This window comes from Leptospira ilyithenensis (assembly GCF_004771005.1).
Taxonomy (GTDB): Bacteria; Spirochaetota; Leptospiria; order Leptospirales; family Leptospiraceae; genus Leptospira_A; species Leptospira_A ilyithenensis.
This window is the reverse complement of record NZ_RQHV01000002.1, coordinates 165337-178113: the sequence shown is the minus strand read 5'-3', so window position 1 is coordinate 178113 and position 12777 is coordinate 165337. Positions and strand designations below refer to the sequence as shown.

General features: G+C 39.3%; 15 protein-coding genes. 6 read left to right on the top strand and 9 right to left on the bottom strand.

Annotated elements, in window-relative coordinates; translation table 11 throughout:
- Positions 1 to 32 precede the first annotated feature (32 nt).
- The gene (locus EHS11_RS01200) at positions 33 to 1160 is read right to left on the bottom strand and encodes an Lsa36 family surface (lipo)protein (protein WP_135762584.1); all 1128 of its coding nucleotides are present in this window, start codon (positions 1158 to 1160) and stop codon (positions 33 to 35) included.
- A gap of 84 nt (positions 1161 to 1244) precedes the next feature.
- Complete coding sequence (locus EHS11_RS01195; protein ID WP_135762583.1) at positions 1245 to 2171, bottom strand: DMT family transporter; 927 nt, start codon at positions 2169 to 2171, stop codon at positions 1245 to 1247.
- Between the two features lie 105 nt (positions 2172 to 2276).
- On the opposite strand from EHS11_RS01195, the gene EHS11_RS01190 reads away from it, so the two are divergent.
- Positions 2277 to 2501, top strand: coding sequence for a hypothetical protein (locus tag EHS11_RS01190; RefSeq protein WP_246047502.1), 225 nt, complete (start codon positions 2277 to 2279; stop codon positions 2499 to 2501).
- A gap of 35 nt (positions 2502 to 2536) precedes the next feature.
- On the opposite strand, the gene EHS11_RS01185 is transcribed toward EHS11_RS01190, so the two are convergent.
- Positions 2537 to 2815 (bottom strand): TIGR04454 family lipoprotein, encoded by a 279-nt coding sequence (locus EHS11_RS01185; RefSeq protein ID WP_135762581.1) that lies wholly within the window; start codon positions 2813 to 2815, stop codon positions 2537 to 2539.
- 66 nt (positions 2816 to 2881) lie between these two features.
- Here EHS11_RS01185 and EHS11_RS01180 point away from each other — a divergent pair, with 66 nt between their 5' ends.
- The 3 genes from EHS11_RS01180 (at position 2882) to corA (ending at position 6101) form a co-directional block, all read left to right on the top strand.
- On the top strand, positions 2882 to 3226 hold the full coding sequence (locus tag EHS11_RS01180) for a VOC family protein (RefSeq protein WP_135762672.1): 345 nt from the start codon (positions 2882 to 2884) through the stop codon (positions 3224 to 3226).
- Between the two features lie 139 nt (positions 3227 to 3365).
- Positions 3366 to 5141: a M61 family metallopeptidase gene (locus tag EHS11_RS01175; protein ID WP_246047491.1), complete on the top strand. Its 1776-nt coding sequence runs from the start codon at positions 3366 to 3368 to the stop codon at positions 5139 to 5141.
- A gap of 3 nt (positions 5142 to 5144) precedes the next feature.
- Entirely contained in the window at positions 5145 to 6101 is a 957-nt protein-coding gene (gene corA / locus EHS11_RS01170; RefSeq protein ID WP_135762580.1) for a magnesium/cobalt transporter CorA, read from the top strand.
- A gap of 6 nt (positions 6102 to 6107) precedes the next feature.
- Here the strand turns inward: corA and EHS11_RS01165 are convergent, their stop codons facing one another.
- From EHS11_RS01165 to efp, 5 genes are read right to left on the bottom strand one after another with little or no spacing between them, the layout of a single operon-like run.
- Entirely contained in the window at positions 6108 to 7943 is a 1836-nt protein-coding gene (locus tag EHS11_RS01165; protein WP_135762579.1) for a hypothetical protein, read from the bottom strand.
- A 3-nt stretch (positions 7944 to 7946) separates the two neighbouring features.
- On the bottom strand, positions 7947 to 8684 hold the full coding sequence (locus tag EHS11_RS01160; RefSeq protein WP_135762578.1) for an SDR family NAD(P)-dependent oxidoreductase: 738 nt from the start codon (positions 8682 to 8684) through the stop codon (positions 7947 to 7949).
- Positions 8685 to 8686: 2 nt separating this feature from the next.
- On the bottom strand, positions 8687 to 9415 hold the full coding sequence (locus tag EHS11_RS01155; RefSeq protein ID WP_135762577.1) for an SDR family NAD(P)-dependent oxidoreductase: 729 nt from the start codon (positions 9413 to 9415) through the stop codon (positions 8687 to 8689).
- Positions 9412 to 10038 (bottom strand): methylthioribulose 1-phosphate dehydratase, encoded by a 627-nt coding sequence (gene mtnB, locus EHS11_RS01150; RefSeq protein ID WP_135762576.1) that lies wholly within the window; start codon positions 10036 to 10038, stop codon positions 9412 to 9414. Before mtnB ends, EHS11_RS01155 begins: the two co-directional genes overlap by 4 nt.
- Positions 10039 to 10040: 2 nt before the next feature.
- Complete coding sequence (efp, locus tag EHS11_RS01145; protein WP_135762670.1) at positions 10041 to 10607, bottom strand: elongation factor P; 567 nt, start codon at positions 10605 to 10607, stop codon at positions 10041 to 10043.
- Positions 10608 to 10673: 66 nt separating this feature from the next.
- Between efp and EHS11_RS01140 the strand changes: the two genes are divergently transcribed.
- Together EHS11_RS01140 and EHS11_RS01135 are read left to right on the top strand one after the other, a co-directional pair.
- Positions 10674 to 11738, top strand: a complete 1065-nt coding sequence (locus EHS11_RS01140; protein ID WP_135762575.1) for a KamA family radical SAM protein — start codon at positions 10674 to 10676, stop codon at positions 11736 to 11738.
- Entirely contained in the window at positions 11722 to 12300 is a 579-nt protein-coding gene (locus EHS11_RS01135; RefSeq protein ID WP_135762574.1) for a hypothetical protein, read from the top strand. The genes EHS11_RS01140 and EHS11_RS01135 overlap by 17 nt, the downstream gene beginning before the upstream one ends.
- Before the next feature lie 44 nt (positions 12301 to 12344).
- On the opposite strand, the gene EHS11_RS01130 is transcribed toward EHS11_RS01135, so the two are convergent.
- Positions 12345 to 12716, bottom strand: a complete 372-nt coding sequence (locus EHS11_RS01130; RefSeq protein ID WP_167884306.1) for a DUF1564 family protein — start codon at positions 12714 to 12716, stop codon at positions 12345 to 12347.
- Between the last annotated feature and the right edge of the window lie 61 nt (positions 12717 to 12777).

Below are 12777 nucleotides of genomic sequence, written 5' to 3'. Positions count from 1 at the left end.
GATAAAATAATGGATAGGAAATAATAAAAAAACTAGAAAGAAACTTTCACACCCAGATTCCCCGAATACAAATCCTGGCCACCGTAGATCCCTTCAGCTATGATTTTAAACAAAAATACGTCGATTTCCAAGCCAACGATCCCATAGCCAATCTTTCTTCTGGAATTGCCGCTGCCGTGCGCAGAAAGCCCCAAAGTACCCGAGTCACTTGCAGAAAGTAAAGCGGGACTGATCTGGTTTTGGTATTCCCGAGGCAGGTCAATGATGCTAGCGGATGCTGTTTGGATCAAAAAAGGTCCCGTTCTGGAAAGAGAAATCTGACTATCGCCCGAGTTCCAGCTATATCCACCACCTACAATTACATTTAAAAACCAGAATAAACCGATTCCGGTGCGAAGATCCACATGTGTGGTTCTAACTTTTGTTTGGTATTCAAAATTGGTATCACCACCCCACTTTCCTTTTACGCCGTTTGTTTCGATCGTTGCCGCTTTCCCTTCCAAATAACTGAGACTGAAATTTTCATTCATTACATGATGCCCGACTCCGAGGTTCACCCCATTCCATGTAATGACATTGGCTAAAAATCCAACCTTCTCAAAAACCTGGTAACGAAGCATCCCTCCGTAACTTTTAATTGTTATGCGACCTTCGTAGTTTTTATTATTGGAAAGACCTTCCAATTGTTTTTGAGAAATGGCGGAGTTCACTCCATGCAAATAAACCGAAAACCTGCGCATATAATGCTGATCGTCAAATCCCAGAATCCATCCCAGGTTGAAATCCAAATTGAAAGAAGGAATGATCGATCCCCCTACGTTGGGAAGTTCCGGTAGTTTCAAACCGGTATCGCCTACGGTTATATTGTCTTTTTTATAACCTGCGGCGGAAACTCCCACCCCTACCTGAAATCGCCTAACATGACCCGTACCGACAATGGAGCCGCCTAGGTTGGCAAGAAATCCCGCCTCCGTATTCGTCTTCATCACTTCGTTCAAATATTCTTTTTGAAAACGATAGTATGTATCGTTGGTTAGGCTTGTGAGGCTGGAGGGCAGATAAGCGCAAGACTTTCCTTCACAAGTAAATTGAGCTTGTAGGTTTTGCGTTTTTAGAATAATACCAAATACGATTAAAAATATAAATCCGGTTCGTTTCATAATTTAGTGCACCTTAGCAAAAAACCCTAGCTTTTGCCTTTATTATCCCCTACATCGATCAACAAATGAACGAAAATTTATTTCCTAATCATTCAGAACTTTTTCTTTTTTTCCAGAGCTAATCCAAAAGACTCCAAATAAAACGAAAAATGTACCTATTGTGTGGAAAAAAGTAATCTTTTCGCCCAAAAACCAATATGCTAGAAACAAAGTTGACATAGGTCCGACAGATCCAATGATCGCCGCTTCCTTAGAACCCACCCGTTTGATTCCTTCCGAAACAAAAATTGCGGGGAGAACAGTGTTTACCGTTCCCATAAAAAAGGTCAGCAGATAAAGAGACAAAGGCTGATTTAACTCTTCCCACTTTCCAAAAAGCGCAAAATGAATGAATACCGCCAAAGATGAAATCGCAAGTGCTATGGCAGTGTATCGTTTTGCCCCCAATTTCGGAATCAACGATCCTGTCCCCATCAGATAGATTGCATATGTCAATGCACTCAATAGAATAAAAAATGCACCGAGAGAAACATCCTCGGCTGCTCCTACTTTCAAGTCCTGACTGTATGCGATGGCAACACCGGCGTAAGTGAGTAAAAGCGCAAATATTTCCCTGGAACGGATTTTCTTTTTCAAAAATAAAAAAGACAGGATAACAACTAACGTAGGATAAACGAAAAGAATGATTCTTTCCAGTCCTGCAGTGATGTATTGTAACCCTAAAAAATCAAATAAGCTGGCAAGATAATACCCCACAATGCCCATAAAAAATACGGAGAACCACTCTTTTTTTGTTAGTTTGGAAGGGCCTAATTTTTTTTCTTCCGACAATGCAATCCAAATCAAAAAAGGAAAAGCAAATAACATTCTGAAAAATAAGGAAGTGAGTGCGCCCAAAGGATATTGATAAGTCAGTTTGACGACAACGGCCTTGGCAGAAAAAAGAATCGCTCCTATAAGAACGAGAATTGCTCCTTGCGCTTCTTTTTTTATTTTTAAGTTCCAATCCATGATAGTTCCATGCTGGAAACGGGTGATTTCCCCGATACATTAAATAGAATGAAACGAATTTGGATCATCTTTCTTCTATGTACTTTCGGGTCTGTGACAGATCATATGGCAAAAGAAGAAGAAATTTCCAAACCTCTTCTGAGAGTTTGGCCTGCCTTTCGCCCGGAAGAATGTGAAGATTGGGCCATCCTTCCCTATCTATGCAAAAGATGCATATTGCAGGGAAAACAGTATGCTCAGAAAATCTTTTTTTATGAGTCGGGGCCGTATCGTTTGCACGGATGTTATTTGGAGCCCGAAGGCTTTATTTTAGAGGAAGAAGAGAAGTGACCTCGAGGCGAAGCCTAGAGGTCACAGAAATCAGGTTATTTTTTTACACAACCCATAATGCCTGCAAGACCTGGGGAACTTTTCAAACAGTTTGGATCGAATTTTCCTTCCATACACTGCTCAACCATTTTAATCTTGCCTTGTTGTAATCCTGCAAGTAACGGTGCTGCTTGCGGGTTCTTTTTTGCTTCTTCTTCAATTGCTACGAAAGCTGAAGTAAGAGCCGCATCGCATTCTTCTTGAGAGTAAACTTTCGATTTACAATTTGTGAGCGAAAGGCCCAAAAAGAGAGCAAAAACAAGTAATTTTTTCATGAAAATCTCCAAGGATTTATGTTTCTTGATACAATCCTTCAAGGAAATGGATTTGAAAACAAAAAAATGATACATCACATTGCGATTGGTACTAAGTCTGTTCGGGATCTGGGAGATTTTTACAAAAAAATCCCCGATTGTGTGTTTTTAAAAGAAAACCTATATTCGGATTCCGAAAGAATCCGGTCCGTTTGGTTTCAAATTTCAGATACGATTCTTATGATAGAAGAGGGAGAAAAAGAATCTCCCCGCGCTCTGGTTTTTCTTTACAAGGAAAAGAATTGGCTAAATTGGAAATCATTTCTAAATTCAGTCTCCATCCGGGAAAGAACCGAATTCACAATTTATTTTTCGGATCCTGACGGGAATAAACTAGGTCTCAGCAGTTTCCCCGATCCTTTGCATTTATAGGAATGACCGGAAACTCTTCTCACATGACAAATATTAGTTTAAGATTGGAGGACGTGTTGCAAAAGTTTAAATTATAAACGGTTTTCAGTATCAAGAAAACATTTGGCAAAATGGGAAAATTACATAAACATTGCACTAAATGGCAAAGGAAAAAAAATCAAATCCGGTTCCAGTGGAAAAAGAAAAAGAGTCCAAGGAAGAATTTTCCTTTTTAGTAAAAATCAAGGACTTACACAAACATTACTATGAAGTAAACCTCAGGATAGAATCCGATAAAGAAGAGATAAATCTTGTTTTGCCTGCTTGGACACCGGGCTCCTATATGATCAGGGATTATTCTACCCACTTACATAAATTTGGCGCCGTTAATTCGAAAACAAAAGAACCCGTTCGTTGGGAACAGACGGATTTAAATCAGTGGAAAGTCTTTTCCGAAAAAAAATCAGTTACTGTTTCCTATACCATATATGCATTTGAAGATTATACGGTCAGAACAAATTATTTGGACACTGAGTTTGGATTTATCAACCCTGCCGGTTTTTTTCTTTATCCTGAGAACGGATTGTCGCAGCCTGCAGATGTCCAATTTCAGGTTTCGGAAATATTTTCCAATGTGTATACGTCGCTTCCTAAAAACAATTCCCCATATTCCTTTCATGCAAATGATTTTGACGAATTGTTCGATTCTCCTTTCCATCTAACAAACAAAAACTCCGTCTTCTTTGAGGTGGAGTCCTGCCAGCACGAACTTCTGATTGAAGGGGATGTGCCCTATTCTTTTAAAGAAAAATTAGCAAAAGATCTAAAGCAAATAACATCTACGGAAATCACTTGGATGGGGGACAACCCGAATCCATATTATCTTTTTGTTTTGAATCTGAGCCAAAATGCATACGGAGGATTGGAACATAGGGCTTCCAGTATTAATTTTTTCAGCCCTGATCAGATCCATGACGAAGAGGAATACAAACGTCTTTTGGAATTATTAGCTCACGAATACTTTCATCTTTGGAATATCAAACGGATTAGACCTATTGCACTCGGACCTTTCGACTATCAAAGGCCAAACCTAACAAAAGAACTTTGGATCGCGGAAGGAATTACCAGTTTTTACGATATCTATTTTCTCTATCTCTCCGGTTTCATTACAAAAGAAGATTACCTAAACAAAATCCAAACTGATATTTTTGCACTAGATGAAACGAACGCGGAAGAATGGATGAGTTTGGAGGAATCTTCCTTTACAGCTTGGAACAAATTTTACAAAAGAAATGCGAATAGCCATAATCTGAATATCTCTTATTATACAAAGGGAGGAGTCCTTGTTTTGTGCATGGAACTGTTCATTCGAAAGGAAACCGACGGATTGAATTCCTTTCAGAGTATCATGCTGGCTTTGTACAAAAAATTTCATATCGAAAAGAAAAGAGGATTCACCAAACAGGAGTTTTTTGATACGGCTTTTGAAGCGACAGGAGTGGATTTAAAACCGGAATTCGACACCTATTTGATCAAACCCGCAAGGATTCCCGTAGAAGAATATTTAAAATGGATCGGTGTTTTCCGAACGGACTCCGATTGGAGTTCGGACCTGGGATTTCGAATCAAAGAAAAGAACGGAAACGTCTTTGTTCAGAAAATCATTCACGGAAAGGATATCATAACTCCGGATATTCAATTGGAAGATGAAATCATAGCGATCAACGGAAAACGAATGAACCATTCCGGCTTCCAAAAATTGGAAAAACAATTTCAACCGAAAGAGAAGATAGTAGTACTTCTGTCCAGATACGGAAAAACGAAAGAAATCGTTATGGAAGTGGGAGGAAGTTATAAAAACAAAAAACTTTCTTTTAGCAGTATCGTCCCACCCGAAATCAAACAAATTCAAAATTCATTTTTCGGAGTGAGCTAATAAATGGCGAGTATACTGAATTACATTCTTTCACCTTCCACAAAGGAAGAAATTCTTCCCAATAAGCCTCTACCTCTGTCCAAAGGAGGAAAACATTGGATCCACATAACGGCGGAAAACGAACAGCAACTCACACTGTTATTCCGCAAACACAAGATCCATCCCCTTACCATCGAAGACATACTCAACCCAAACAGTAGAATCAAGTTGGAAAAATTTCCGAATTACATCTTTTTTATTTATAAAGGATTTCATTTGGATAAAAACCAGATTGTTTCGCGGAATTTCAATTTTATTCTCACGAAAAATCAAATCATCTCGCTCACTCTTGATTATCGCGAAACGATCAGCGATTTAATTGAAAACTGGAAAGCAAATCATCGCATTTTGGCGCAAGGTTACGAATTCATCGTTCATAAGATTTTAGATATAGAGACGGATCATACTCTGGCAATCGTCCAAAAGATTGAAGAGAAGATAGAACATTTGGAAGATCAAATATTCAATAACACAAGAAGACTGGATATCAACTATGTTTACAGCTTGCGGGGAAGTCTGCAAAGCATGAAAAAATGGCTGATTCAAAACAAAGAAGTTTTGGAACATGTGGAAGCCATCAAAAGCAGTTTTTTCAGTGATGAAGCAGACGCTTTCTTTCGGGACGTAAGGGACCACTCTATCAAAATACTGGAGTTAGTTGATAGCAACATAGAGTCCATTTCGTCGGCCCTGGAAGCTCATATCGCAATCTCCAGTAGAAAAACAAACGAGATTATGAAAACACTTACGATTATGACTGCGATCATGTTGCCGATGTCTCTTATCGCCGGAATATTCGGAATGAACTTTAAACACATTCCTTCTCTGGATTGGGAATGGGGATATTTTTATTCTTTGGTGCTGATGATAGGTACGGGAATTACAATGTATTTGTATTTTAGATTCAAAAAATGGTTTTGATCCGGTTCAACGTACGGAATGAATCGCATTACGAATCTCAACTAATTTGGATTCGTATTTTTCTTCGAACGCTTCTTCTCTTCGTATCCAACGGTTCAATAGTCCCTTTAGCTTCGCATTCTTAGCTTCAAACTCTGCCGAATCTGGAAAAGAAATGATTGTGTCATCTGCAAGCGGTTTATTCGGAAATTTGAGAAAAGCAAAATCAGGCATCATCTTTTCCAATAATTCCAAATTGAAGATAGGATAATTCGCTTGAATCCATTCTACGGTAGGAGGAATCCGTTTGCTGAAAAACGCTTCTTCAATGGCCTGGATAAGTACTCTTTTGTTCTGGATTTTTTTATCTTTCTCGATTTTTTCTTCGCGTTCTTTTAGTTTCTTTCTGAAGAAACTTTCCCTTCTTTTTTCATATTGAAACTGACGATCCATCTGAGCATAGGTGATTATGGATTTCGCCTTCGCATAACCACTATTAACAATAGGAGTAACGCCCAAAATATAAAATAATTTATAAAACCAGGGAATATAATGAAAATATACCGATTGTAAATTTCTTCCGTATATTTTCACAAAATTTTCGTCTTTAAAAATCGGTTTTACATCGACCTCATTGGCTTCAACGAGGGCCTTAAAATATAGTATATATTCCGTAGTAAAACGATAGTTTTCGTAAATAAGCGAATTGATCTCTTTGAGACTGGCAATGTTATTTAAAGCAAAAATAGCCATCTTTGCTTCGGAGTCCAACCACTCCGCCGAAAGAACATTCGGATTCTTCCTTAATTGCTCTACAATGGTCATATCGTTTTTAGTATCTTTTTCCAGGTTGATGCGAAGCAGTCTGGAATCGAAATCGAAAGTGCTTTCAAGCATTGTCAGATAAACTTTCAATAATTTATCCAATTCCGTTCTTTGGCTTTTCTCCTGATAAATAGAAGCGATATCGCATAATTTTCGAATTACTTTGACTATGAGGAAATAACCTTTCTCCTTTAAAATCTCTTCATAAGCAAGATAAACGTTCATCCGTTTTTTAATGATTTCAATCTCTTGATTGCCCGAGAAAGCTTGCGATTCTTTAATTTCGGCATTCATCTCGTCAATACGATCCCGTAAGCCCGGATCAAATGATCTGGCAATCGGTTCAACCTTTGCCAAAAACAATTCATTCGCAATCGAAATGAAATGTTGTGCCTGGCTATCAAGAATGGAAAAAATTCCTATGCTGGGAAGAACGATGAGTCTAGTCTCGGCATCCAACTCTTCTAAAAGCAATTCCTTCGACTTTCTAAGCATGATCGGCGAAGGAGGATAAGGAAATTCTTTCGGCAATAGCAGATGATCAATATCATCTCCGTTAGTTGCCTCTTTTATAAATTGCGGATCGGAGATTTTTATTAAAATGGATCTCCAGTCTTCTTCTCCCAATTGTTTCTTATCAATTGCATACTTTTTAATCGCATCGGAAGATTTTTTAAGCAAACAATGAAACGTGTCTTCAATAGAAAGTCCGTCAGGGACAGAGACACAAAACGGATATATGTCGATCGAACCTAATCCATGATTGTAACGAATCTCGAAAAGTTGTGTAACGATTCCATAATCGATCAACTCCCAAAGATGTTCAATGGATACTTCCAAAGATATCTTTAACTTTTCTACCGAAGATTCGTTGATTTGGAAAAGTGCTCCTTTTTCGATTTGGTCTTTCGTGGAAAGAGCCTCGATCGCTTTCATAATCACCAATGCTTCTTTCTGAAGTATAATACCGGACGCCCTTCCAATCATTTCTTTGGAGGTGATAGATAAAAATGCATCTTTCGGAGGATGGATTCGCATAACTTAAATGGAAGTGATCCCTCCATCTACGGACCAATTGGCACCGGAAATATATCCGGATTCTCTTTGCATCAGGAAGTTGACTACTCTTGCAATTTCCGCGGGTTCTGCAACTCGCTTAACGGGAGTTTTGCTGATAACCATTTGGCGATGACCTTTTATCTGGTCTTCCTGGATTCCCATGGAAGTGTCCACATAACCCGGGCTAATGCAATTTGCTGTGACCCCGAATTCTCCCCATTCGTCAGCGATGGATTTGGTAAATCCAACCATTGCATGTTTGGAAGCGGAATATCCGACCGATAGTGCAGATCCTACGATAGACAGAGAGGATGCGATCGAAACGATACGTCCGAACTCGGATTCTTTGAATTTTGGAAGTAATAATTTGGATAGAAGGAAAAGAGAATCCATATTGATGCGGAAAATATTCTGCCACTCTTCCAAATTGACATCCGTTATTTTATGATAAGGCCCGCCATAACCGGCACAGTGAACAAATCCGTAAATCTCACCGCTCTCCTTGCATTCGGAGATAATCTTGGTGAGAGCTCTTTCCAAAACAAATAATGGTTCGGATAAATCGATTTCCCTGAAGGTCTCTTGCAATACAGGGGCTTCCGGTCTTTTTTTATCCAGATTCCAAACGGAGAATCCGGACAATACAAGCGACCTCACGATCTCCCGGCCGATTCCCCCACTACCACCTGTTAATATGATGATTGTTTCATGAACTTCCATAATTACAATATCCCTTTTTTAGGAGTCATATAAAACTCTTCCAGATACACCGTTTTAGGAAGAAAAGCTAGATCGCGAAGAAAAATAGCCGCATCTTTCACACTGACCATGTCTTCTTTAGAAAACTCCGGACGGTTGTCCCAGATGGAAGTTGCAATGGCACCAAAATAGGCATTGATTACCTTTGTTCCGAAAGGTTTCCATTCTTCTCTCAGTGCTTTGGCAAGTCCTGAGGCAGCATGTTTGGAGGCGCAATAAACTGTAGAATTGGGGAATCCTTGCTTTGCAGCCGTGGAAGTAAAAAAAACTACTGTCGCGGGAAGAGATGACTTCAAAGCAGGACTCATAATTTTTAATACTCTCATAGAAGAAAATAGATTCAAACTAAAATGTTTTTGAATTTCAATCAGATTTATATCTTCGACAGGTGAAAAAATACCGTCACCTTGCGCAAAGTAGACGACAAATTCTGTTTCCTCTTTACCCGATTGCCAGGATTTCCACTCTTTTTGCCAGGTTGCTTCCCAAAGATCGAAATCCGCATCCGATGTAAGGTCGAATTTGTGGTTGGTATTTGGTATAAATTCGTTTGATAGGCTTTGCCCTCTTCTTGAAAAACCGTATACTTCTATCTTTTGGTTGTTCGCAGAATCCGAATTGAATTCGTTAAAAACCGCCTGCCCAATCCCCGATCCTGCGCCAAAAATAAATATTTTTTTGGATTTGTTCATTTATGATGAGCCATTACTTGAAAAAGAAACGCGACTGCCTCCAAATGCCGATTGGCCTCGGTAATTGTTTTTCCCCAAACCGTAGGTCCATGCTCTTCCACTAAGACAAAGGGAAGAGAATAATCGGGATGTTTGTTCAAAAATAAGGAAATGGTATCCGCGATTTTTTTCACTTCACCAAAATTATAAAAAGTTGCCATTTGCAAATTAGGCCGCTCCGTCCAAATTCCAAAAGCCTTTATCATCTCGACAGGAGGGATCGGAATCAACCGGTAACCTTCTTCAGGAGTTAGTTGAAAGTTAAGTAAGTTTGATTCGAGAGTGTGAACATGAAGTATGGAATTTGCGTCAGGGAGATGATTGTATATGGAATGATGAATAGAAGTTTCTGCAGATGGTTTGTTTCCATCTGTCGTTGAAATCATAGACTCGGAAGAGATGTCTATTTCGACGAAGTCGTTGTTGTTTAATTCTCCCTTGTGTTTGCCTGAAGCGGTAATCCAAAAGGAATGTTTTTTTTCAGACCTTACAGATAGATTGCCGGCAGTGGCAAACATCCACTGCCTTTGGTAATACAACTGCGAGAGTCGAACCAGCTCTCCAATAAAACTTTGGTCACCCAATCCTATTTATTGATCCTCTCCACATAAGTGATGTCGCGAAGGTCAATTTTCACCATATCCCCTTGTTTGATAAAGATAGGGACATTGACTTCCCCGCCTGTTTCTACAGTGACTCTCTTCAGTGCGAGACCGGTTGTGTCTCCTTTGAGTCCCTCTTCTGCGTAAGTGACTTCCAATACTGCAAAGTTGGGAGGGATAACCCCGATCGGTTTGTCTTCGTAAAAAGAAACTTCTACCGGAGTTTCTTCTTTCATGAAAGGAAGAATATCTTCTACATAATCCTTTGAAACAGGAATTTGTTCAAAATCATTCACATCCATGAAAATGATATCGTCCCCGTCTGCATAACAGAATTGCATCTTTCTCTTTTCCAATTCAACACTTTCTAGTTTTTCCGCAGCTTTGAATGTTCTTTCTATGGAAGAGTCTTTGATAACGTTCTTTAGTTTGGTACGAATGAACGCAGATCCTTTGCCTGGGTTAACGAATTCGGTTTTAACCACGGAATAAAGTTCGTTTTCGATTTTAAGGATCATGCCCTTCTTAACTTCTGTAATGCCTAATGTCATAATTTCAATCTCGTAAAACAAAATCCAGGGGACTTGCCATAATGTCAATCTAAGTATGGTCATAAGATGAGCCAGGAAGATTGGATGTGGCAAATGCAAAATCGAATCACCGATCTTGCCACATTGAAAAACCACATTACCCTTTCAGCGGAAGAAGAATCCGTTTTCCAAGCTGCGCAGGAACAATTTTCGTTTTCAATCACTCCTTATTATCTTTCACTGCTCGATCCCACGAACCCGACTTGTCCCATTCGCAAACAAGTATTACCAAGATCGAGTGAGTTAGTCCGTGCTGAAAATGAGTGGGAAGATCCATTGGCCGAGCAAATACATATGCCGATCAAAGGAGTAACTCATAGATACCCGGATAGGGCCATTTGGTATATTTCCCATATTTGTGCTGTTTATTGCAGATTTTGTACGAGGAAAAGAAAAGTCTCCAAACCTACAGAAACTCCGAATCGAGAGGAATGGCGAGAGGCTCTGGAATACTTCCGAAATCATACCGAGATCAAAGAAGTAATACTTTCCGGTGGGGATCCTTTGACTCTTTCCGACCAACATATTGATTATCTACTTGGTGAACTAAGTGCAATCGATCATATCAATCATTTGAGAATTCATACGAGATACCCGGTTACTATGCCGATGAGAATCACCGATTCTCTTTGCGGGATTTTTTCCAAATATTTTCCATTGTACATTGTCACTCATTTCAACCACCCGAAAGAACTTACCCAAGAAGTAAAAGTAGCCGTCACGAAATTGATTCAGAAAGGGAATGTAACACTTCTAAATCAGTCAGTTCTACTCAAGGATGTGAATGATACTGTGGAAATTCTGGAAGAGCTAAATTACAAATTAGTTAGATTTGGGATCAAACCGTACTATTTGCACCAATGTGACGAAGTTTACGGTAGTTCGGGTTTTGTGGTTCCTATCGAAGACGGCATTCGCCTAATGTATGATATTCGAGGAAGAATGTCGGGACTTACTGTTCCCAACTATGTGAAAGATTTGACTGGTGGTGGTGGGAAAGTATTGCTCGGACCGAACTATTTGATAGAAAAGAAAGAAAGTTCCTATCTGTTTAAAAATTTCAATGGAGGGGAATATGAAGTTACTCATTAGATTGCCAATATTTGCGGTATCATTTTTGTTTTTTCTTGCAATGTGTAAATCTTCTCAACCATCGGAAATATCCGAAACGAACGACCTTAAGGAGAATCATAACGATAGCAGACAATTAACAGCAAAGCCGATCACAAAACTTAGATTAACTTATGATTCCGTTTGGTTCTCTAAAAGGGAATTTTTATTATTGGAATCCGGAAGCTTGCACGAAAGTGGGAATTTTTATAAAATAGAATATAAAGATCCGAAAGCAGGGGAAATTGTCTGGATTAAAATTTCTTCTACCAATCAGGATAACCAAAGATCCTTTCCTTATTTGAATTCCGATCTACCTTCAACAAACACCACAAAGGTTTCCTATTTTTCTTGGCAAGGAAGAAAAGCCACCATACTCATTAGAGACATCTCGCCTGCGAAGGTTTATCTTCGTTGGGAAGGAATTTATAAAGGCTACCTCATTGTTGCAGAAACCGAAATGAATCAACTAGCGGCTGATGAAAAGAATGGAATTGGGGATTATTTTCACCAACATGTGTCGAATTATCTCGAGCTTTTTTGATTACTCGCCATTGCTCGCTCAAGCTGAAAATCTTCTCATTTTTCTTATGAAGAGTCCGAGTTGTGGAGAAGTTCGGTTTTGAAAGCGGGGTAATGATCTGTTTTAAGGTCATATGTTTGGGTGAGCCGGATGGAGCGGAGAAATGGGGTACCTCTCACAATTCCAAACTCACGGATCATCGCCAACCAGCCCATTTCCCGCCATTCCAATAACAACCCAAGCAAATGGCTACGTGAAACGGACAAAGCGCTCGCCATTAAATCCATCTCGATCAAACACCTCTCATCGACACGAAAAGATACTTTTTTTAGATCCAGGCCCTCTTTTTGGTATGTGCGAGTTGCCTTCCCCCGGCTCTTCGGGAAAAAACCATGATAGATAAAATAAGCGGAATCCTCTAAAAGATTTCGAATCACAGTCGAATAGGTGATTCTAGGATTTCCCCTTTTCAGATCATAGCCACTTGAAATTAAGAAA

Coding starts and splice junctions, on each gene's coding strand:
- EHS11_RS01155 (WP_135762577.1), bottom strand. CDS start 9,415: ATGAACAAATCCAAAAAAATATTTATTTTTGGCGCAGGATCGGGGATT.
- EHS11_RS01135 (WP_135762574.1), top strand. CDS start 11,722: ATGAAGTTACTCATTAGATTGCCAATATTTGCGGTATCATTTTTGTTT.
- EHS11_RS01190 (WP_246047502.1), top strand. CDS start 2,277: ATGGCAAAAGAAGAAGAAATTTCCAAACCTCTTCTGAGAGTTTGGCCT.
- EHS11_RS01140 (WP_135762575.1), top strand. CDS start 10,674: ATGAGCCAGGAAGATTGGATGTGGCAAATGCAAAATCGAATCACCGAT.
- EHS11_RS01195 (WP_135762583.1), bottom strand. CDS start 2,171: ATGGATTGGAACTTAAAAATAAAAAAAGAAGCGCAAGGAGCAATTCTC.
- corA (WP_135762580.1), top strand. CDS start 5,145: ATGGCGAGTATACTGAATTACATTCTTTCACCTTCCACAAAGGAAGAA.
- EHS11_RS01180 (WP_135762672.1), top strand. CDS start 2,882: ATGATACATCACATTGCGATTGGTACTAAGTCTGTTCGGGATCTGGGA.
- EHS11_RS01165 (WP_135762579.1), bottom strand. CDS start 7,943: ATGCGAATCCATCCTCCGAAAGATGCATTTTTATCTATCACCTCCAAA.
- EHS11_RS01160 (WP_135762578.1), bottom strand. CDS start 8,684: ATGGAAGTTCATGAAACAATCATCATATTAACAGGTGGTAGTGGGGGA.
- efp (WP_135762670.1), bottom strand. CDS start 10,607: ATGACATTAGGCATTACAGAAGTTAAGAAGGGCATGATCCTTAAAATC.
- EHS11_RS01185 (WP_135762581.1), bottom strand. CDS start 2,815: ATGAAAAAATTACTTGTTTTTGCTCTCTTTTTGGGCCTTTCGCTCACA.
- EHS11_RS01200 (WP_135762584.1), bottom strand. CDS start 1,160: ATGAAACGAACCGGATTTATATTTTTAATCGTATTTGGTATTATTCTA.
- EHS11_RS01175 (WP_246047491.1), top strand. CDS start 3,366: ATGGCAAAGGAAAAAAAATCAAATCCGGTTCCAGTGGAAAAAGAAAAA.